This is a genomic window from Mesorhizobium sp. M0698 (genome assembly GCF_040320455.1).
In the GTDB taxonomy this organism is placed as follows: Bacteria; Pseudomonadota; Alphaproteobacteria; order Rhizobiales; family Rhizobiaceae; genus Mesorhizobium.
This window is the reverse complement of the sequence record NZ_JAMYPQ010000001.1, coordinates 480347-498822: the sequence shown is the minus strand read 5'-3', so window position 1 is coordinate 498822 and position 18476 is coordinate 480347. Positions and strand designations below refer to the sequence as shown.

At 64.0% G+C, this 18476-nt stretch carries 21 protein-coding genes and 1 riboswitch; of the genes, 6 read left to right on the top strand and 15 right to left on the bottom strand.

Annotated features, from left to right (window positions below):
• Positions 1 to 206: 206 nt before the first annotated feature.
• The 6 genes from NKI16_RS02540 to NKI16_RS02515 all read right to left on the bottom strand — a co-directional run bounded on the left by NKI16_RS02540 (position 207) and on the right by NKI16_RS02515 (position 6397).
• Positions 207 to 788: an NAD(P)H-dependent oxidoreductase gene (locus NKI16_RS02540; protein WP_023676544.1), complete on the bottom strand. Its 582-nt coding sequence runs from the start codon at positions 786 to 788 to the stop codon at positions 207 to 209.
• Between the two features lie 207 nt (positions 789 to 995).
• A complete protein-coding gene (locus NKI16_RS02535; RefSeq protein ID WP_352617684.1) occupies positions 996 to 2393 on the bottom strand; it encodes an FAD-binding oxidoreductase in 1398 nt (465 codons plus the stop codon).
• The gene (locus NKI16_RS02530) at positions 2393 to 3691 is read right to left on the bottom strand and encodes a cytosine deaminase (RefSeq protein ID WP_023676546.1); all 1299 of its coding nucleotides are present in this window, start codon (positions 3689 to 3691) and stop codon (positions 2393 to 2395) included. The genes NKI16_RS02535 and NKI16_RS02530 overlap by 1 nt, the downstream gene beginning before the upstream one ends.
• A gap of 17 nt (positions 3692 to 3708) precedes the next feature.
• Positions 3709 to 4560, bottom strand: coding sequence for an ABC transporter permease (locus tag NKI16_RS02525; RefSeq protein WP_352623282.1), 852 nt, complete (start codon positions 4558 to 4560; stop codon positions 3709 to 3711).
• Positions 4547 to 5389 carry an ABC transporter ATP-binding protein gene (locus NKI16_RS02520; RefSeq protein ID WP_352623281.1) on the bottom strand — a complete coding sequence of 281 codons (843 nt, stop codon included), beginning with the start codon at positions 5387 to 5389 and terminating at the stop codon, positions 4547 to 4549. The genes NKI16_RS02525 and NKI16_RS02520 overlap by 14 nt, the downstream gene beginning before the upstream one ends.
• Before the next feature lie 3 nt (positions 5390 to 5392).
• Entirely contained in the window at positions 5393 to 6397 is a 1005-nt protein-coding gene (locus NKI16_RS02515) for an ABC transporter substrate-binding protein (protein ID WP_352568967.1), read from the bottom strand.
• 276 nt (positions 6398 to 6673) lie between these two features.
• Here NKI16_RS02515 and NKI16_RS02510 point away from each other — a divergent pair, with 276 nt between their 5' ends.
• Positions 6674 to 7057, top strand: coding sequence for a RidA family protein (locus tag NKI16_RS02510; RefSeq protein ID WP_352454641.1), 384 nt, complete (start codon positions 6674 to 6676; stop codon positions 7055 to 7057).
• A gap of 57 nt (positions 7058 to 7114) precedes the next feature.
• A complete protein-coding gene (locus tag NKI16_RS02505; RefSeq protein ID WP_352623280.1) occupies positions 7115 to 7918 on the top strand; it encodes a creatininase family protein in 804 nt (267 codons plus the stop codon).
• Between the two features lie 60 nt (positions 7919 to 7978).
• On the opposite strand, the gene NKI16_RS02500 is transcribed toward NKI16_RS02505, so the two are convergent.
• From NKI16_RS02500 to cobD, 3 genes are all read right to left on the bottom strand, one after another.
• Positions 7979 to 9175, bottom strand: coding sequence for a serine hydrolase domain-containing protein (locus NKI16_RS02500; RefSeq protein ID WP_352840395.1), 1197 nt, complete (start codon positions 9173 to 9175; stop codon positions 7979 to 7981).
• 77 nt (positions 9176 to 9252) lie between these two features.
• On the bottom strand, positions 9253 to 9756 hold the full coding sequence (locus NKI16_RS02495) for a tyrosine phosphatase family protein (protein ID WP_352623279.1): 504 nt from the start codon (positions 9754 to 9756) through the stop codon (positions 9253 to 9255).
• A complete protein-coding gene (cobD, locus tag NKI16_RS02490; protein ID WP_352623278.1) occupies positions 9753 to 10811 on the bottom strand; it encodes a threonine-phosphate decarboxylase CobD in 1059 nt (352 codons plus the stop codon). Before cobD ends, NKI16_RS02495 begins: the two co-directional genes overlap by 4 nt.
• Here cobD and cbiB point away from each other — a divergent pair.
• A complete protein-coding gene (cbiB, locus tag NKI16_RS02485) occupies positions 10810 to 11781 on the top strand; it encodes an adenosylcobinamide-phosphate synthase CbiB (protein ID WP_352643381.1) in 972 nt (323 codons plus the stop codon). The genes cobD and cbiB overlap by 2 nt on opposite strands.
• A 27-nt stretch (positions 11782 to 11808) precedes the next feature.
• Here the strand turns inward: cbiB and NKI16_RS02480 are convergent, their stop codons facing one another.
• From NKI16_RS02480 to NKI16_RS02460, 5 genes are all read right to left on the bottom strand, one after another.
• Positions 11809 to 12123, bottom strand: a complete 315-nt coding sequence (locus NKI16_RS02480) for a hypothetical protein (RefSeq protein WP_051406122.1) — start codon at positions 12121 to 12123, stop codon at positions 11809 to 11811.
• A gap of 474 nt (positions 12124 to 12597) precedes the next feature.
• The gene (gene cobO / locus NKI16_RS02475; RefSeq protein WP_023676558.1) at positions 12598 to 13215 is read right to left on the bottom strand and encodes a cob(I)yrinic acid a,c-diamide adenosyltransferase; all 618 of its coding nucleotides are present in this window, start codon (positions 13213 to 13215) and stop codon (positions 12598 to 12600) included.
• A 1-nt stretch (position 13216) separates the two neighbouring features.
• Positions 13217 to 13738 (bottom strand): bifunctional adenosylcobinamide kinase/adenosylcobinamide-phosphate guanylyltransferase, encoded by a 522-nt coding sequence (gene cobU, locus NKI16_RS02470; RefSeq protein WP_352539634.1) that lies wholly within the window; start codon positions 13736 to 13738, stop codon positions 13217 to 13219.
• A complete protein-coding gene (locus NKI16_RS02465; protein ID WP_352624778.1) occupies positions 13731 to 14513 on the bottom strand; it encodes a CbtA family protein in 783 nt (260 codons plus the stop codon). The genes cobU and NKI16_RS02465 overlap by 8 nt, the downstream gene beginning before the upstream one ends.
• A 15-nt stretch (positions 14514 to 14528) precedes the next feature.
• Positions 14529 to 14708 carry a CbtB domain-containing protein gene (locus NKI16_RS02460; RefSeq protein ID WP_023676561.1) on the bottom strand — a complete coding sequence of 60 codons (180 nt, stop codon included), beginning with the start codon at positions 14706 to 14708 and terminating at the stop codon, positions 14529 to 14531.
• Positions 14709 to 14743: 35 nt separating this feature from the next.
• Positions 14744 to 14940, bottom strand: a riboswitch (cobalamin riboswitch).
• Positions 14941 to 15081: 141 nt separating this feature from the next.
• Between NKI16_RS02460 and NKI16_RS02455 the strand changes: the two genes are divergently transcribed.
• The 3 genes from NKI16_RS02455 (at position 15082) to NKI16_RS02445 (ending at position 18015) form a co-directional block, all read left to right on the top strand.
• Positions 15082 to 16275 (top strand): aromatic ring-hydroxylating oxygenase subunit alpha, encoded by a 1194-nt coding sequence (locus NKI16_RS02455; RefSeq protein WP_352638468.1) that lies wholly within the window; start codon positions 15082 to 15084, stop codon positions 16273 to 16275.
• Positions 16276 to 16493: 218 nt separating this feature from the next.
• On the top strand, positions 16494 to 17492 hold the full coding sequence (locus NKI16_RS02450; RefSeq protein WP_352624782.1) for a heparan-alpha-glucosaminide N-acetyltransferase: 999 nt from the start codon (positions 16494 to 16496) through the stop codon (positions 17490 to 17492).
• Between the two features lie 16 nt (positions 17493 to 17508).
• Positions 17509 to 18015 (top strand): methyltransferase family protein, encoded by a 507-nt coding sequence (locus NKI16_RS02445; RefSeq protein WP_352454650.1) that lies wholly within the window; start codon positions 17509 to 17511, stop codon positions 18013 to 18015.
• Positions 18016 to 18033: 18 nt separating this feature from the next.
• Here NKI16_RS02445 and NKI16_RS02440 read toward each other — a convergent pair whose 3' ends face one another.
• Positions 18034 to 18420 (bottom strand): MerR family transcriptional regulator, encoded by a 387-nt coding sequence (locus NKI16_RS02440; RefSeq protein ID WP_023676566.1) that lies wholly within the window; start codon positions 18418 to 18420, stop codon positions 18034 to 18036.
• Positions 18421 to 18476: the final 56 nt, after the last annotated feature.

Below are 18476 nucleotides of genomic sequence, written 5' to 3'. Positions count from 1 at the left end.
TTTCTCCCCTTGTGGGAGAAGGTGGCCGAGCGAAGCTCGGTCGGATGAGGGGTGTTGGAAGGATCGCTACCTCAACGGAATTAGCGTTTAGCGCTCCCGTCCCAATCTTCCCACGCCGCGTTTCTTCCAGCACCCCTCATCCGGCTCGGCGCTACGCGCCGATCCACCTTCTCCCACAAGGGGAGAAGGAAAAGTCCCCTCCCGCGTCAGAACGCGTCCATCTTGGCAGCGACCTTCGCGATGAATTTCGTCCGCGTCTCGTTCGTCGACAGGTTCATCGAGTAATGCGCGAGATAGGAGACCGACCCGCCAGGCTTGATGGTGGCGCGCAGCACCCGATTGACCAGCTTGCGCGGCGGGTCGCCCATCAGCATGGCGCGGAACCGGCTGCCGCCATAGGTGGTGACCGCCGCGACCTTGTGAATGTTGTGCAGCGACGGCTGCACCTTGCCGTTGACCAGCTTGAACGACACGCCGGGCAGGAAGACGCGATCGAAAAAGCCTTTCAAAATGGCCGGATAGCCGAAGTTCCACACCGGAAACGACAGCACCAGCGCCTCGGCCCGCAGTAAGCGCTCGACATAGGCTGACGCCGGATCGCCGTCGCTGCGTTCGTCGTGATAGGACAGCCGTTCGGCCCGCGTCAGCCTGGGATCGAAACCCTCCGCATAGAGATCGCAGTCGTCGACGACATGGCCGGCGGCCTTCAGCCGCTCGATGATCGTCCGGTGCAGATCGGCGTTGAAGCTGGTCTCCACAGGATGAGCGTAGAGGACGAAGACGTTCACAGGAGAACATCTCGCAAGTCGGCACCAAGCACCCCCCTCTGCCCTGCCGGGCATCTCCCCCCCAAGTGGGGAGATCGGCTGTCAGTATCGCTTTCGCCAGTTGACGACGTTGGAAGATGGTCGAGACGATGGAACTGCCAATCTCCCCCCTTGAGGAGATGGCCGGCAGGCCAGAGGGGGGTACAGCGCCACTCGCCCGTCATCGTCTCAACCCGCCTTCTCCAGCCCCTTGAACAGGAACGACTTGCCGGAGCGATAATCATAGTCCGGGTTTTCCCAGGCGATCATCTTGCCTGGATTGAGCAGCCCTTGCGGGTCGGTTTCGCGCTTGAAGGCGAGCTGCACCTCGTCGGTGCGCTTCATGCCGCCTTCTTCCAGCGTGTAGCGGTGCGGGTTGAAGATCCAGCAGCCATTGTCCTCGTGGATGCGGATGATCTCGTCGAGCCGCTCCGCCGTGGTGAAGCGGACCAGCGGCAGCCCGGCGATGCCGATGGCGCCGTCGAAGCGGATGAACTCGAGATGCGCCGGCACCTCGTCGCCGAAGCGGTCGACCATCGCCTTGACGTGGCCGAGGTGGTCCGGCGACGGATAGCGGGTCTGCAGATAGGTGATCGTCGGATCGACCCGGATGGCACGCAGCGTCGTGTGGTTCCAGGTCAGCTCATAGGCCGGCGGCAGCCCTTTGAGATCGGCCTCCTTGTCGGCGCGAAAGACGATCTCGCCCTTGCTGCGCGCCGTGAAGGCGAGGAAGGCATCCATCGCATGCGGCGCGATCATCAAGACGACGATGCTTTGGCCGCGCCGGAAAAACCGCTGGTGGCGCTTGAAGTAATCGTAGGGGATGGGTGCTGCGATCGGCGTGATCAGTTTCGCCAATATGCCGTCCTGGATGGCGAGATCGTTGCCGAAGCCAGCCGCATCCATGAAATCGTCGAAGCCGACGATGACGTCGATCCAGTCATAGCTGGCGGTCAGAGGCATCTCGACTTCGGTGATGATGCCGTTGGTGCCGTAGGCGTGCATCACCTTCAGCACGTCCTCGCCGGTGAGCTCCATGACCCGCGGCTCAGCCTCCATCGTCACGGTCCTCAGCCGGATGACGTTGCCGAGGTCGCGCAGTCCGCCCCAGCGGATCGAACCGATGCCGCCGGAGCCGCCGGCGACGAAGCCGCCGATCGATGCGGTGTTGTAGGTCGACGGCGACATGCGGAGCTCCTGGCCGGAATGCGCCCGCGTCGCTCTGTCGATGTCGGCGAGCACGGCGCCGGGGCCGGTGACGACACGGCCCGGCGCGATCATCTTGACCGCGTTCATCTCGGCGAGATTGAGCACCACGCCGCCGGACAGTGGCATCGCCTGCCCGTAATTGCCGGTGCCACTGCCGCGCGGCGTCACCGGGACGCCGTGCCGGTGGCAGGCGGCGAGAATGCGGACGACCTCGTCTTCGGTTTTCGGCGTCACGATCAGGTCACCGGTGACGTGCTCGAGCTGCTGCTTCAGCACCGGGCTGTACCAGTAGAAGTCGCGGCTCTTCTGCTGGACGATGGCCGGATGGTCATCGACCTTGAGGCCGTCCAGGTCGCGCTTGAGCGCCGCAATATCCATCATTCCACCATCAGATCATCGAGTTCGGCATAATCGGGCAGCTGGCGCTCGATCGCATGCCCGTCGCGCACGACGATGCGATCCGATTCGGGCCGCGACAGCAATTCCGTCCAGCTTCGCCCCCTGAAGACGACGAAATCGGCCGGCGCTCCGGCGGCAAGCGTGCCGAAATTATCGAGCCGCATCACCTTGGCCGGCGTTGCGGTGACAGCTTGCGGCCAGTCCGCGACGGGATGGTCGAGATGCAGGACGCGCGTCGCCATGCGATAGACCTCCAGCATGTCGAGATCGCCATAGGCGTAGAACGGGTCGCGCGTATTGTCGGAGGCGACGGCGACGGCAATGCCGCGCGCCTTCATCTCGTGCAGCAGCGTCACCCCGCGCCAGCGCGGCGTTGTCCTGTCGCCTCGCCGGTCCTGCAGATAGAGATTGCACATCGGCAGCGACACCACCGCCAAGCCGGCCTTGGCGACCTTATCCAGCGTGTCGAGCACGTCGAGGTCGGGCTGGCGTGCCAGCGAGCAGCAATGGCCGACCAGGATGTTCCCGTCAAAACCGTTCCAAAGGGCTGCTTCGGCGATTTTCTTCAGCGAGATCGCCGAGACATCGTCGGTCTCGTCGGCGTGGAAATCGAGGTCGAGGCCATGCTTGATCGCCTGCGCAAACACCTGGTCGAGCAGTTCTTCGAGATCCGGCACCATATAGGTGACGACGCCGAGGACACCCTTGGCGGCAGCCACCCGTTTGGCCAGCCTCTCGAACCATTTCCTGTCGCGCACGCCCTCGATGCCGAGCAGGCAGGCCGCCTGCAGCTCGATGCGGCCGCGCCATTTCTCCCGCATCGTCTCGAACACCGGCCAGGAGATCTCTTCCTGCGGCGCGACGCTGTCGAGATGCGTGCGCAGCGCCCTGGTGCCGTGCGCGTAGGCGCAGCGCAGCGAAAAATCCATGCGGCGGGCAACGTCGTCGGCGCTCCAGCGCGCCGCGCGGTCGGCGCCGGTGGCGTTCAAAGCGGCCATGAAGGTGCCGTCCGGGTTGGGCTTTCGGGGCCAGATATGGCCCTTGTCGATATGGGTGTGGCAGTCGACAAAGCACGGCAGCACGATGCGGCCGCCGAGATCGGTGGCGTCCGCCGGTGCGTTGGATCGATGCGCCGTAATCCCGGAGATCTTGCCATCGGCGACGGCAACGTCCGCGAGCGCAAATCCGTCGGCGCCAAAGGCAGCCGCAAGCCCCGGCGTCAGCGACGCGTGAAGCCGGACGTTGGAAAGATGGTAGGAACCAGAAGCTGGTATCAAGGCGGCGCTGCTCACCATCACCGCTCCTGCCTCAGCGCGCTCTCGTGCCAGCGCCGCAAAATGAGATGCGAAATCAGCGACAGCACCAGGAAGATCAGGATGCCGGTGAGCGAGATCAGGATCAGCGCCGCGAACAGTCTTGGTGCGTTGAGCCGGTAGCCGGCCTCGATGATGCGCGAGGCGAGGCCGGACGACTGGCCGGTGGCGCCGGCGACGAACTCGGCCACCACCGAGCCGATCAGCGACAGGCCGCCGGCGATCTTCAGCCCGCCGAGGAAATAAGGCATCGCGGCCGGCAGGCGCAGATAGCGCAATTGCTGCCAGCGAGTGGCGCCGTTGAGCTTGAACATGTCGCGCAAATTGCGGTCGACGGAGTTGAGGCCGAGCGTGGTGTTGGAGAGGATCGGGAAGAAGGCGACGATCCAGGCACAAAGCAAAAGCTTCGTCGTCTGGTTGTCGACATAGATGTTGATCAGCGGAAAGATCGCGACGATCGGCGTCACCTGCAGCACGATGGCGAAGGGAAAGAACGACATCTCCACCCATTTCGACTGAGCGAACAGCACTGCCAGCCCGACACCGCCGACCACGGCGAGAAGCAGGCTCAAGAAGGTGATCCTGAGTGTCACCAGCAGCGCGGAGAACAGCAGCCCGGCATCGTCGTGCAGCGTTTGCAGCACCACGCCGGGGCGCGGCAGGATGTATTTCGGGATGTCGTTCCAGACGCAGACGCGGTCCCACAGCCAGATCGCCAGGATCATGATCGCCAGCGGCAGCAGCCATCTGCCGATGCGCTCGAAGCGCTCCTGGCGGACGCGGCGCGCCTCCTCCGGGTCGAGCGCCGGGATCTGTTCTTCAATGGCCGTCATGATGCGGTCCGGCAGTTGAGTTGATGGCGCCGATCAGCACGTCGGATGCCTGGCGGCAGAGCGCGGCATAGTCGGGCGAGGTGCGAAACGCCTCGTCGCGCGGGTAGGATGCATCGACGGCAAGCTCGGCAAACACCCGGCCCGGCCGCGCCGCCATGACGACGATGCGGTTGGAGAGGAATACGCTTTCGAAGACGCTGTGGGTGACGAAAACGACGGTAAAACGCTCATCCTGCCATAGCTCGAGAAGGTCGTTGTTGAGCTTGAAGCGGGTGATCTCGTCGAGTGCGGCGAACGGCTCGTCCATCAACAGAATGCGCGGCTTGGTTACCATGGCGCGGGCGATAGAGACGCGCATCTTCATGCCGCCCGACAGTTCGCGCGGCACGGCATTCTCGAAGCCGGTCAGGTGAACCCGCGCCAGCATCTCCATCACCGCCGGCGCCGCCTTGGCACGCGACACGCCCTTCAGCCGCAGCGGCAGCCAGACATTGTCGAAGACGTCGGCCCAGGGCAGCAGCGTCGGCTCCTGGAAGACGAAGCCGATATTTGAACGGTCGCCGATATTCGAACGCTCGAGGGCGCCGCTGCCGCGCCAGTCGAGCACGCCCGAGGTCGGCGTCGACAGGCCGGCAATCAGCCGCAGCGCCGTCGACTTGCCGCAGCCCGACGGTCCGAGCAGGCTGAGGAAATCGCCTTCCCGGATCGTCAGCTCGACATTGCTGAGCGCGGTGACGCCGTTGGAAAAAACCTTGCCGACGCCACGCAGCGCCAACAGCGTCGGCCCCGATACGCTTCCTGGCTGTTGCGCCACTTTCTCCAGCTTCACGGCCTACTTCTTCAGGTCGAGCCCGACGCTCTTGTTGACGAAGGCCAGCGTGTAGGCCTTCTTGATGTCGATGCCCGCCGGCGTGACCTTGGCCTTGACCATCTTGTCGTAAAAACTCTGGATGCGCGCATCGGTCATGGCGCCGATGCCGAGCTTTTCGCTGTCGCCGGAATCGACCACGCCGAACTTCTTCAGCTGCTCGATCGAGAAAGCGATCTGCTCATCCGTCATATCCGGATTTTCCTTCTTGATCATCTCGTTGGCGGCCTTGTTGTCGCCGTAGAGATAATTGTACCAGCCCTTGGCCGAGCCATCGACGAAGCACTGGACCACCTCGGGCCGCTTGTCGACCGTCTCCTGCATGGTCTCGACCGTCGTTGCATATGTGTCCCAGCCATAGTCGGCCAGCAGGAACTGGTTCGGCGTGAAACCGCCCTGCTTCTGGACGGCGAATGGCTCCGAGGTGACGTAACCCTGCTGGATCGACTTCTTGTTGGCGATGAACGGCGCCGGATTGAAGGTGTAGGGCGCGCGCTTGGCGGCATCGAAGCCGAGGTCGGTGACCATCCACTGGAAGAAGGTCTGCGCACCTTCGTCGCCAAGGATGTACTGCTCGGCGTTCTTCAGGTCTTCCCATTTGTCCAGCCCCTGCCCGGGATGGGACATGATGACCTGCGGGTCCTTCTGGAAGTCGGCCGCCACGACGCGCATCGGTATGCCTTGCTGCACGGCATCGAAGGCCGACAGCAGATTGCCGCCCATGTAAAAATCGATCTTGCCGGCCAGCAGCAGCGGCCGGCCGCTGACCTGTGGGCCGCCCTGCATGATCGTCACGTCGATGCCGCAGGCGGCATAGGTGCCGTCCACCACGGCCTGGTAGTAACCCCCATGCTCCGGCTCAGCCAGCCAGTTGGTGCCGAAGGTGACTTTTTCGTTCGCTGCCGCGGCAAGCGTGCCTGCGCCAAGCAGCACGATCGCGCCCGCCGAAATCTTGAGTTTTCCGTACATCCACACCACCCTTTGTTCGCTCCGGCGCGTCACGCGCCGGGCTCGACACCATTGTTTCAAGAAGCAAGACACATGCCACCGGCGCGTTGCGCCGGGACCGCCCGCTTGTGCAATGCCCGCCTGAGCAATGGCGGCGCGAAGGCCGGACGGGTCATGCTGTACGAAAGGCATCGTGCCTATTTTTTGATCGCCTGTCCACAATCGCCCTCGTGACATGCACCGCCATCTTGATGCCCGCATCGATCCCGCTTTAGGCTGCCGTGAACGGAGATTGCCATGTTCAAATTTCTCACGCCGAAGTCGATCAAGCCGCCCTTCGCCCGCTACAGCCATGGCGTCGAACTGCCGCCCGGCAAGCGGCTGGTGCTGTGTTCGGGCCAGGTCGCAATCACCCCGGACGACCAGATCCCCGAAGAGGCCGGCGCACAGGCCGAGCTCTGTTTCCAGAACATATCGGCGATTCTCGGCGAGGCCGGGCTCAGCCTGTCCGACATCGTCCGCATCAACGCCTACGTCACCGACCGCGCCTTCCTGCGCCCCTATATGGAGGTTCGCGACCGGCTGTTCGCCAGCCCTGCGCCGGCCTCGACGCTGATGATCGTTTCTGGTTTTGCCCGGCCGGAATTCAAGATCGAGATCGAGGTCATCGCGGCGGGATGATCGACAGCCGATCGTTCCCGCGTTAGGTCTGGGCTTGTCGGTTCAAGAGGGCATGACATGACCGCTGCAAAAAAACGCGTATGGTGGGGTGACTACCGGACCACCGAATACGCGACCGTCGATCCTGAGGCGACCATTGCCGTTCTGCCGCTGGCGGCGATTGAGCAGCACGGCCCGCATCTGCCGGTCTCGACCGACACCTCGATCATGAACGGCATGCTGGAAACGGTGATCGCGCGCCTGCCCGGCGATCTCGACATCCGCATCCTGCCGGTCCAGGCGGTGGGCAAGTCGAACGAACATTTGCACGCACCGGGCACCCTCACCCTGCCGGCGACGACCTTGGTCGAGGCGTGGACCGAACTTGGCCTGTCGGTCGCGCGCGCCGGCGTCCGAAAACTGATTGTCGTGAACTCGCATGGCGGCAATGAAGAGATCATGGGCATCGTCACCCGCGAGTTGCGCGTGCGGGCAAAGATGCTGGCGGTAAAGACCAGTTGGCAGCGTTTTGGCCGGCCGGCCGGCATGTACACCGAGCTCGAGGACCGCCACGGCATTCATGGCGGCGACGTCGAGACCTCGCTGATGCTGCATTTCCGGCCCGACCTCGTCGATATGGGGAAGGCCGACAATTTCGTGTCCAAGGTCGCCCGCGCCGAAAAGGAATTTTCGCTGCTGCGCCACACCGGAACGCACGCCTTCGCCTGGATCTCCAGCGACCTCAACCCGAATGGCGTGGTCGGCGACGCCAGCATTGCCACCGCCGAAAAAGGCCGGCTGACCGCCGAACATCAGTCCGACGGCTTCATCGGCCTGCTGAGGGACGTGGGCAAGGCAAAGCTGGCGGATTGGTTGGCGTAGGTGTTTGAACCAACTCAGGCCTCGCTCACGAGGGGCGATTCCATTCGCACGCGAGGATCCTCACTTCACCTCTTGAAGCGGCGACACCGTGTAGATTTCGTCCAGTATCTTCACCATCAAGGTGTTGGCGGTCGCCTGGCCGTCGAGCGCGAGAGTCAGGTTGGTCCATATGACCAGGGTGACGTCATTGGCCGGATCGTAGCCCATGAAGGACTGGTAACCGGGCATCTCGCCTTCGTGATAGTAGATTTCGTTAGGCCCGAAGGTCAGCGTTAGGATGCCATAGCCGTATTTTTGCATGGCGGGTTCGCCCGGCTCCGGCGCCTCAGGGCTTGCAAGCCACTGCCGCTGGAAGTCGGCATTGAAGAGCTTGCCCCCGACCAGCGCGCGCATCCAGGTCGCGAGGTCATCCGCGGTGGAGATGACTCCGCCAGCCGCAAAGTAGGCGGACGGGTTCTGCCATGTGTCGTCGTTGGGCTTGAGCGTTCCCGCCCTGGCCGCAGCCTGGAGGTCGTCCGGATAGGGCGCATCAGCCAGGGCGTACGAAGTACTGCCGTAGAGATAGCCGTTTGAGTATGGCTCGGGGATGGCGTTCGACGTGCTCGGCGGCAACGCCGTGTTCTTCATGCCGAGCGGCCCGAACAGGCGGTCCCGGAAGATGGTCGAGAGCGGCTTGCCGTCGATCTTCTCGGCAACAAGGCCGAGCAGATAGTAGTTGGTGTTGTTGTACTCGAATTCGGCACCCGGCGCGAAGTCCGGCGGCCGTTTGAACGCCATGCCGAGTACTTCATCAGCGGTCCATACCCTGTAAGGATACTTGTCCAGGCTTTCGGCAAGTTCCGGCGGATTGGTGAAGTTAGGGAGGCCGCTCCGCATTGTTATGAGCTGCCGAATGGTTATCTCGTCGCCGTTGGGAACGCGCTGGACGTATTTCGAGATCAGATCGACGAAGCTCAGTTTCCCTTCCTGCACCAGTTGCACGATGACAGCGGCGGTCATCGTCTTGGTGTTCGAGGCCGCACGGAAGTGGGTATCGGCGCGCGGCGGGTTCGTGGCACCCAGTTCAGTCGTACCGTAGCCGAAGACGAGGTTGCCCCGCGGAGTCTTGAGCAAAACCATGGCACCGGGCAGCATAAGTTCCTTGGCCAAACCCTCGACAGTGGCTTGGAGCGCTGCCAGGTCGATCGACTTGAGAGCCGGCATGGACGCGGCCATGGCGCTGCCTGTCGCGCAGACCACGCCAACAACGATCGCCAAAATTCTCCCGATCATCATTCGCCCCTTGGCCGTGTCCTAGAACTCCTGCGCACTTTTCCTGGAATTTGTTTTTAGGCTCAGATTTTCAATTCGAACGGCGTGCCTTCGAAAGCATCCGCGCCGCGCCCGATCGCCTGGATCGCTTCGATCATCCGGCCTCTGCGATCGAGCAGCGTGTCGGCGATCGCGATCAGCCGCGGATTGGGTGTCGCCGTGGGCGACAGCGCGCGCAGCGTCTCGGCCAGTTCGGCCTCGTCGCGCTTCGGCGCCAAGGCTGCCGCGATGATGTAGGCCGAGGCGGTCGAGCGGCTGATGCCGGCATAGCAATGCACCACCAGCGGCCGCGACCGATCCCATTGGCGGGCGAAATCGAGCAGGTTCAGGACATGCTCCTCGCCCGGCATGGTCATGCCCTCCTGCGCTACCGCAATGTCGTGCATGACCAGATGCAGATGGTTTTCCCTGGTGATCGAGGCCGGTCGCATCACCTCCGTTCCGGCAGCGAGCAGCGAAAGCAGCCGCTCGGCCCCGGTCTTCGTTACCGTTTCCTCGACTTTGGACAGCGAGCAGACGTGGATCATTGGGTAGTTTCTCCCTTGGCATCATCGTCGCGCCGCGAGGCCCAGCCGGCAAGCGCCGATTCGAGCCGCCGCCATTCTTCGTCGGCTCCCGGCAGGCCGGCGCGCAGCACATCCGGCCGGCCGGCGAAATGCCGAAGCAGGATGCCGCGCTGGCCGAGCACCGAAAACAGGCCGGCGGCGCCCGCCAGCCTGATATAGCGGAACAACGCGGTGCCACCGGCGACAGGCACGCCGAAGCGGCCGAACAGCGTATCGAGCCGTGCGGCATCCTCGGCCAGACGGCGCCGCATCCCGGCCTGCCAGCCGGTATCGGCAAGCGCCCTTATGCCATATTCGAGCGCCGGCCCGGCAACCGCCCATGGCCCGAATTGCGCCTCCAGCCGCTCGACCGTCAGCGCATCGGCCAGTGCAAAGCCAAGCCGCAGGCCGGCCAGGCCGAAGAACTTACCGAACGAACGCAGCACGACGATGCCGCCCTGGTCGACGTCGCCGGCCAGGCTTTCGCTGCGCGGGCCGACATCCATGAATGCCTCGTCGACCACCAGCAGCCCACCTCTGGCGCGTAATGTCCCGGCAAGTCGAAGCAATCTTTCGCGCTCGACGACGCGCCCGTCCGGGTTGTTGGGATTGACGACGACGGCAAGGTCGGCCGCCGCCAGGGCTTCGAAATCATCGACTTCAGCCGCCGCATGGCCGGCGATCGCCGCTGCCCGCCGATGCTCGGCATAAGTCGGCCCGAGCACCAGCGCCGTGCCCGGGCTGACCAGGGAAGCGACGCGCGGCAACAGGATCTGCGTGCCGGGCGCCGCTGCGACATTCGCCGCCGACGGGGCGCCATAGGCGCTTGCCGCGCGTTCAGCCAAGTCGCGGCTGCGCGCTGTTTCCGGCAATCGCGACAGGGCGGTGGCGGGCAAATCGAAAAGCGGGTAGGAGTGCGGATTGATCCCGGTCGAGAGGTCGACGAAAGGCAGCGGCGCGTGAGGGAAAAGCGCCCTCGCCCGGCCAAGGCTTCCGCCGTGGTCCACTGCCGCCGTCACTCCATCAAGAGACTTCATGCCGATCCTGATCACTTTCCTGTCGCTGGCCATCGAACTTGTACTCGGCTACCCGGCCCGGCTCTTCGATGCCATCGGCCATCCCGTCACCTGGTTCGGCAGGCTGATATCCTTTCTCGACCGCAGGCTCAACCGCGCCACTGATTCCGACGCCGACCGTCGCGGCTGGGGCGTCTTCGCGCTGCTGGTGATCGTGCTGGTGCCGGCCGCCCTCGCCCTCTGGCTCGAAACCTTGCTTTGGAGCATTCCCCTCGGCTGGTTGGTCACCGCAATCCTGGCGACGTCGCTGCTGTCGCAGAAGAGCCTGGCCGAGCATGTCGAAGCGGTCGCCGACGCACTCGACAGCGGCGGACTGGATATGGGCCGCATTGCCGTCTCGCGGATCGTCGGTCGCGACCCGGAAAAGCTCGACAGGGCCGCTGTCTGCCGCGCCGCGATCGAAAGCCTGGCCGAGAATTTCTCCGACGGCGTCGTCGCTCCGGCCTTCTGGCTCGGTATCGGCGGGCTCGCCGGCGGCGTCGCCTACAAGGCCGCCAACACCGCCGATTCGATGATCGGCCATCGCACCCCCCGCCACGAAGCCTTCGGCTGGGCGGCTGCGCGCTTCGACGATTGGATCAATCTGCCGGCGTCGCGGCTGACGGCGCTGCTGATCGTACTCGCCGCTTTTCTGGTCAAGGGCGCCGACGCCAAGGGCGCCTGGCACGCCGTGCGGCGCGATGCGAAAAAACACCGCTCGCCCAATGCCGGCTGGCCGGAAGCAGCGATGGCCGGCGCGCTCGGCCTGGCGCTCGCCGGCCCCCGTTCCTATGACGGCGTCATGGTCGAAGACGCATTGATGGGCGAAGGCGGCCGGCGCGATGATGTCGAGAGCACCGACATCCGACGGGCGCTGAAACTCTACCGCGTCGCCGACTTACTGCTGATCGCGCTGTTCGGCGTGGTCGCGGTGATCGTCATCGCCGCGTGAACGTCCGAATGGGTCGGCAAACCCGACCTACCAGGTAACACGGACTTCCTTTGCGCTCGGATCGGCTTCCACGCCAAACCTTTTGATCGCGTACCCACCGGCAGCTACGGGAGAAGATTTCAATAAGGGTTCGACTACGACAAAAAGTCGTTCAGCGTTTGGCCCATACATGTAGAGGATGCATTCGCCTTCACCAAACAAGTCACCGTCAAACTCGCCGACCGATGCATCCTCGATAGCTTTCTCTAGCCGATTCTCGAGCGCATAAATGGATTCGCGTTCGTCAGCGGCACCAAACTGACCATCATTGAGAATAAGATAGACGATTACCGCCTGGTCCACGAACAATCTCCAGCTTCGCAAGCGACCAGAACTCTATCCCTGACATCCGGCGGCACTGAAACTCTACCGGATCGCCGACTTTCTGCTGATCGCACTGTTTGGGGTAATCTCGACGGTCGTAATTCTGTTGTGATCTTCGCCCGATCCCAGGCGAAACAAAAACCCACCATGCGGCGGGTCGTTGGAGCCAATTAGCACCATACCGAAATTAGTAGCATAGCTGCCGGCACAAAGCAAGAACAAAATAGGGCGCCTTCAGCCTTGAAGGTTCGCAGCTTAGTTCCAGCTTGGGTTCCTCGCCCCACGAAAGTGGGGAGAGGTGGCTCGGCGAAGCCGAGACGGAGAGGGGAACCGCGCTCTACGAAAGCCCCTCTCCGGCCGCTTCGCGACCACCTCTCCCCCGCTTCGCGGCGGGCGAGGAACCCAAATCTTGAGAGGTCGAGACACCGCGCCTCTGCCTCCCCAGCAACCCCCTCAGAACTCGATCCCCTGCTGCGCCTTCACGCCGGCGGAGAAGTGGTGCTTGGTCACGCCCATCTCGGTGACCAGATCGGCCGCCTCGACCAGTGCCGGTTTGGCGTTGCGGCCGGTGACGACGACATGCAGGCCTTCGCGACGCGCCTTCAGCGCCGCGACCACCTTTTCGAGATCGAGGTAGTCGTAGCGCAGCGCGATGTTCAGCTCGTCGAGCACCACGAGGCTGATCGACGGCTCGGCCATCAGCTCCAGCGCTTTCGCCCAGGCAGCCTCGGCCGCCGCGATGTCGCGCTTCAGATCCTGTGTCTCCCAGGTAAAGCCCTCGCCCATGGCGTGCCAGACGACACGGTCGCCGAAGGCGGCAAAGGCGTCTTTCTCGCCGGTGTGCCATTTGCCCTTGATGAACTGAACGACGCCGACGCGCTTGCCATAGCCGAGCATCCTGAGCGCCAGCCCAAAGGCGGCCGTGGTCTTGCCCTTGCCCGGTCCGGTGTTGACGATCAGCAGCCCCTTCTCGACCGTCTTGGCCGCGACCTCGGCGTCCTGCACCGCCTTGCGCTTGGCCATCTTGGCGCGGTGGCGTTCCTCGTCCTTGGGATCGATAGTATCAGCCATGTCATTTCACCTTGAGCGGCAGCCCCGCCACCATCAAAAGCACGGTGCCGGCAACAGCCGCGACGTCCTGGTTCAGCCGGCCGGCGGCGTCGCGAAACCGTCTTGCCAGCGCATTGTCCGGCACGATGCCCTGGCCGACCTCGTTGGACACCACGAACCACGGCCCACGCGGCCGCGACAGCACATCGGCCAGCCTCCGGCATTCGGCCTCGACATCATGGTCGGCCAGCATATGGTTGGTCAGCCACAGCGTCAGGCAGTCGATCAGCACCGGCTGGCCGTCAGGCAGCGCTCCGATCGCGCCGGCAAGGTCGAGCGGCGCATCGATGGTCGTCCAGCCGGCGCCGCGGCGCGAGCGGTGCAGCGCGATGCGCTGGCGCATCTCGTCGTCATAGGCTTGCGCCGTGGCGATATAGCTCCAAGGCGGCGGGCCGACCGTCACCAGGCTCTCGGCATGCGCGCTCTTGCCGGAGCGCGCACCGCCGATGACCAGGGTCAGTGCCCCGGCAGCGCGGTCAGGCAAAGCTGTCGCGCAGGCTGGTCGCCGTGCCCGTGAAGCGTCCGCGCACCACGCCGACGACCGCGCCGAGCACCAGCCAGAACACCAGATTGGTCAGCGTCACCGCCACCACGAACTGGTGGTGCAGGCCTTCCGGGATCGCCGTCTCGAAGCTATCGGGCTGCGGCGCGCCGACGATATGCGGCGCAACGATCAACGCCACGGCAAGAGCCACCAGCGGCAGCGATCTGCGGAAGACGATAAGGCCGAGACCGGCCGCTGTCGCCACCACTGTTGCCCACCACCATATCTGGCGTTGGACAAGGTCGGCCGCCGGCATCGCCGGCAGTTCCGGCGGCAGGCCGAGGCCCGGCGCCAGCGTGAACACGGCAAAGCCGGCAAGCCCCCAGAACAGGCCCTGGCGCCAATTGCCGATGCCGCCGGCGAATTCCGAAACCGCAACCAGGACCAGCGCAAAGCCGATGCCGGTGACGATATTGGCAACGACGCTGAAGCCGAAGCGTTCGAAACCGTCGGCCGGCGCCCAGCCTTCGTCTTCCGCCGGAGCCATCGCTTCAGCCGCTGCCGGCGCGGCGCTGCTCATAGCCGTCGTGCCCGCGGCGTTTTCGGCCGGTGTCGCAGGTGCCGCGGCATGGTCATGGCCGCCGCCGGCCTGTTCATAGACTTCCGCCTTCAGGATGAGCGGCACCGTGGCATAGGCTTGCATGCAGGCGAGAGCCACGCCGGCCACAAGCCCTGCGATCGCCGCGATGAACACGACGTTGCGAAACAGTGTCATGATGTCAGCCCCTTGTTAGTGGCAGGGAAAGCCCATCGAATGGCGATAGTCGTGCGCGGCATTGTGGACCGCATCGATATGCGAGAAGCCGACAAAGCCCATGACGAAAATGCCGAGGAATGCAGCAAGCGCCAGCTGCATGAGACGCGACTGCGAGGAGGCGGAAGCGCCGAGCGAAACGGAAGCGGTATTCATGTCTTTCCTTTCGCCCTCCACCCGAGGGCATAGAAGTCAGTTTCCTGTCGCCGGCAGGTCTCCTGGCTCGCGGATCAGCGCCCTTCCCCACCTTCCCGAAGGCGAACCTTCAGTGGCATATGGAGAGGACTACCGCACACAGTTGCGGGGGCAGCCACGGCATTGGGCAAACAACTTGCCCTCACCGCATTCCCTCTTGGTTCCAAACGGAACCGACGACATCAGTGACTATAGGCAGAATCGCCGCGCCCGGCAAACCAAATTCCGCCGGATCGTGTGGCGAATGCGCCGCCTCGCCAAGCCCGGTCGGCCGGCGCCGCGATTGACAATTTTCGCAGCCGGGTGTCGGCTGGCGGATGGGGAGGAAGCCGGCATGCAACCCAGCCCGAATGAGCGCGGTCCCTACAACGGCCTGACGCGGGCCGAGCCGACGCTGCCGTCATCAGCCTATTGGGACATCGCGGCCTATCAGCGCGATCTCGAGGCCATCTGGTATCGCAACTGGCTGCTCGTCTGCCGCGAGGCCGACCTTGCCCAGCCGCTGGCTTTCAGGACGTTCCGCATAGGCACGCAGGAGGTCGTCGTGCTGCGCGACGAGACCGGCGAGTTGCGCGCCTTCCACAACACCTGCCGGCATCGCGGCTCGCAGCTTTGCCAGCAGAGCGAAGGACGGCTGAAGGCGCGGCTCATCACCTGCCCATACCATGCCTGGTCCTATTCGCTGCACGGCGATCTGGTGCGCGTGCCGTCGAAATCGCTGCCGGACGGCTTCGACAAGGCCGATCATCCGCTCTACCGGGTCGCGCTTTCGGTGTGGCGCGGTTTCGTCTTCGTCAATCTGGCGGAAGACGCTGCCGGCTCGGCTGAAACATCCTTCGATCCGGCATCCGGCAACCTCGCCAACTGGCCGTTGGAAACGCTGCTGAGCGGCCATGTGCTGCGCAAGGTGATAAACTGCAACTGGAAGGTATTTTGGGAAAATTTCAACGAGTGCCTGCACTGCCCCGGCGTCCACAAGGACCTGTCGCGGCTGGTGCCGATCTATGGCCGCGGCCTGATGGGCCGGCACGACGACCCCGAATGGGCGCGCCACGCCGACAATGACGCGCCGGAATTTGCCGGCGGCTTGCGGGCCGGGGCCGAAACTTGGTCGCGCGACGGGCGCGTCCACGGCTCGGTCTTTTCCGGCCTGACGCCGGGCGAGCGTGCCGCCGGGCAGACCTATGCCACCAGCATGCCGTCGATGTTCGTCGTCGGCCATGTCGACTATGTCAGGACCGTGCGGCTGGTGCCGCTTGGCCCGGAGCAGACCGAACTTACCGCCGAATGGCTTTTTTCGCCCGAAGCGCTCGCCGAACCGGCCGCGGATATCGACAACATCGTCGCCTTCGGTACCCAGGTGCTGGAGGAGGATGCTGATATCTGCGAGGTCAACCAGATGGGCCTGCGCTCGATGCGCCACAAGGCCGGCGTACTGATGCCCGAGGAATACGACTTGCACCGCTTCCACAACTGGGTGCGCGAGCGCCATGCGGCGCTCGAACATCAAAGCGATTTGGGCAGATAGCGCCAGGTGACGAAGCCGCAGGCCGCCGCCAGCAGCCCGAGCGTTGCGAAAACCGCGCCCAGGCCGAAGAACGCCTGCACGCCGGCCAAAGGCTTTCCGGCTCTGGCCTAAAGCAGCTCTGATGCCGACCGGTACCAACGCGACGCAAGGCCCTGCTTCTTTTGACGGTGGCAACCGTGATAGTCGTCTTGCCGGGGCTGAACCAAGACAGCGAGACCATGAGCATCGACACGCCGAGCGCAGCCGTTCAGGATCAACCGAAGTCGAAGCGCATCGCCGCTATCGACATTGCACGCGGCATCGCTTTGCTTGCCATGGCGAGCTATCATTTCACCTGGGACCTCGAATTCTTCGGCTACACCGATCCCGGCCTCACCGCCTTCGGCTGGTGGAAAATCTACGCGCGCTGCATCGCCTCGAGCTTCCTGTTCCTGGTCGGCATCAGCCTCTATCTCGCCCATGGCAAGAAAATCCGCTGGACCGGCTTCTGGAAGCGCTTCGCCATGGTTGCCGGGGCAGCGCTCGCAATATCGCTGGTCACCCGCATCGCCACGCCCGATGGCTTCATCTTCTTCGGCATATTGCACGAGATCGCGCTCGCCAGCCTGCTCGGCCTGGCGTTCCTGCGCCTCCCGGCGCTGCTGACGCTTGCCGTGGCGGCCCTCGCTATTGCCGCGCCTTTCTACCTGCGATCTGAGCTTTTCGATCATCCGGCTTTGTGGTGGGTCGGCCTGTCGGCGACCAACCCGCGCTCCAACGACTACGTTCCACTGCTGCCCTGGTTCGGCGCCGTACTTGCCGGCATCGCGGTTACCAAGCTCGCCGCCACCTCCGGCGCGCTGACGCGGCTGTCGGCCTTGGCGCCCGGCCGCTGGGCAAATCCGCTGGTCTTCATCGGCCGGCACAGCCTTGCCTTCTATCTGATCCATCAGCCGGTGCTGATCGGCTCGGTCTGGCTGTTTTCGCAATTCATGCCGGCGCAGGCCGAAATCAGGGAGGTGCGTTTTCTGAAATCCTGCCAGATATCCTGCGAGCAGGCACGCGACACCGAGTTCTGCTCCAGCTATTGTGCCTGCATGCTGGACAGTCTCCAGGGCGAAGCCTCGCTTGACCGGCTCTACAGCAACGACCAGTCCCCGGAGTGGAAGGCGCATATTGGCGAGCTCGCCGGCACCTGCACCGCCCAAACCGAGGCGGCGGAACCGGGAACGCGCTAATCGAGGGAGGACAATAATGAGCGACAGTCACCCGAAACCCGTGCAGCAAAATCCTGGGCAGCCGAAGCTGGGGCACATCCCATGGCCGCCGCTGATCTATATCGCCGCCATCATCGTCAGCGTCGCGCTAGGGCTGTTCTATCCGCTGCCGTGGATCGGCGATCTTCTCGGCGACATCCTGTTCGCCGCCGGCCTTGTGGGGTTGGTGGCGGTTGCCGCGCTCTGGTTCACGGCAATTCGCACCATGATCCGCGCCAAGACGACGCTCAACCCGAACGGCGTGCCTGACCATCTGGTGACTACCGGACCCTTCGCCGTCAGCCGCAACCCGATCTACCTCGCCAACACGCTGCTGCTGGTCAGCCTCGCCTTTGTCACTGGGATCGCCTGGTTTCTGCCGTTGGCGGTCATCGCGGCGTTCCTGACGCAGAAGCTGACGATCGAGAGCGAGGAGAAGGTGCTGACGGCCAAATTCGGCAAGAAATACCGGGACTACGCCAAAAGGGTGCGGCGCTGGATTTGAGCCGAGGCTGACACCGGCTTAGGTGGTGACGCCGAGCTCCACCAGCCGCTCGACGCAGGATTCCTCGGCCTGGTCGAGCTCGGCCAAGGTCTCTTCGAGGTCGCGGCGTTTCTGGCGCAAATCCTCGCGCTTTTCCTCGATGCGCTTGATCATCAGCTTGAGCTGGCCGACCTCGCCGGGCGGCTCCCTGTACATCTGGATGATTTCGCGGATCTCGTTGATCGAGAAGCCGAGCCTCTTGCCGCGCATGATCTGGCGGATGAGATGCCGGTCCGACGGACGGAACAGCCGAGTGCGGCCGCGTCTTACTGGCTGCACCAGCCCTTCGTCCTCATAGAAGCGCAACGTCCGCGTCGACACGTCGAATTCGCGGGTCAGCTCCGTGATCGAATAATATTCCCGCATCGTCACTCCAATGCCCCGGCCACGCCGCGAGTTCCAACTGGCCGGCGCCGGCGCCC

Bases quoted from the DNA above. Each gene is read 5' to 3' on its own strand.
- NKI16_RS02450 (WP_352624782.1), top strand. From the start codon at position 16,494: ATGAGCATCGACACGCCGAGCGCAGCCGTTCAGGATCAACCGAAGTCG.
- NKI16_RS02515 (WP_352568967.1), bottom strand. From the start codon at position 6,397: ATGTACGGAAAACTCAAGATTTCGGCGGGCGCGATCGTGCTGCTTGGC.
- NKI16_RS02510 (WP_352454641.1), top strand. From the start codon at position 6,674: ATGTTCAAATTTCTCACGCCGAAGTCGATCAAGCCGCCCTTCGCCCGC.
- NKI16_RS02460 (WP_023676561.1), bottom strand. From the start codon at position 14,708: ATGAATACCGCTTCCGTTTCGCTCGGCGCTTCCGCCTCCTCGCAGTCG.
- NKI16_RS02525 (WP_352623282.1), bottom strand. From the start codon at position 4,560: ATGACGGCCATTGAAGAACAGATCCCGGCGCTCGACCCGGAGGAGGCG.
- NKI16_RS02535 (WP_352617684.1), bottom strand. From the start codon at position 2,393: ATGGATATTGCGGCGCTCAAGCGCGACCTGGACGGCCTCAAGGTCGAT.
- NKI16_RS02465 (WP_352624778.1), bottom strand. From the start codon at position 14,513: ATGACACTGTTTCGCAACGTCGTGTTCATCGCGGCGATCGCAGGGCTT.
- NKI16_RS02505 (WP_352623280.1), top strand. From the start codon at position 7,115: ATGACCGCTGCAAAAAAACGCGTATGGTGGGGTGACTACCGGACCACC.
- NKI16_RS02440 (WP_023676566.1), bottom strand. From the start codon at position 18,420: ATGCGGGAATATTATTCGATCACGGAGCTGACCCGCGAATTCGACGTG.
- cobO (WP_023676558.1), bottom strand. From the start codon at position 13,215: ATGGCTGATACTATCGATCCCAAGGACGAGGAACGCCACCGCGCCAAG.
- NKI16_RS02455 (WP_352638468.1), top strand. From the start codon at position 15,082: ATGCAACCCAGCCCGAATGAGCGCGGTCCCTACAACGGCCTGACGCGG.
- NKI16_RS02445 (WP_352454650.1), top strand. From the start codon at position 17,509: ATGAGCGACAGTCACCCGAAACCCGTGCAGCAAAATCCTGGGCAGCCG.
- cobD (WP_352623278.1), bottom strand. From the start codon at position 10,811: ATGAAGTCTCTTGATGGAGTGACGGCGGCAGTGGACCACGGCGGAAGC.
- NKI16_RS02495 (WP_352623279.1), bottom strand. From the start codon at position 9,756: ATGATCCACGTCTGCTCGCTGTCCAAAGTCGAGGAAACGGTAACGAAG.
- cbiB (WP_352643381.1), top strand. From the start codon at position 10,810: ATGCCGATCCTGATCACTTTCCTGTCGCTGGCCATCGAACTTGTACTC.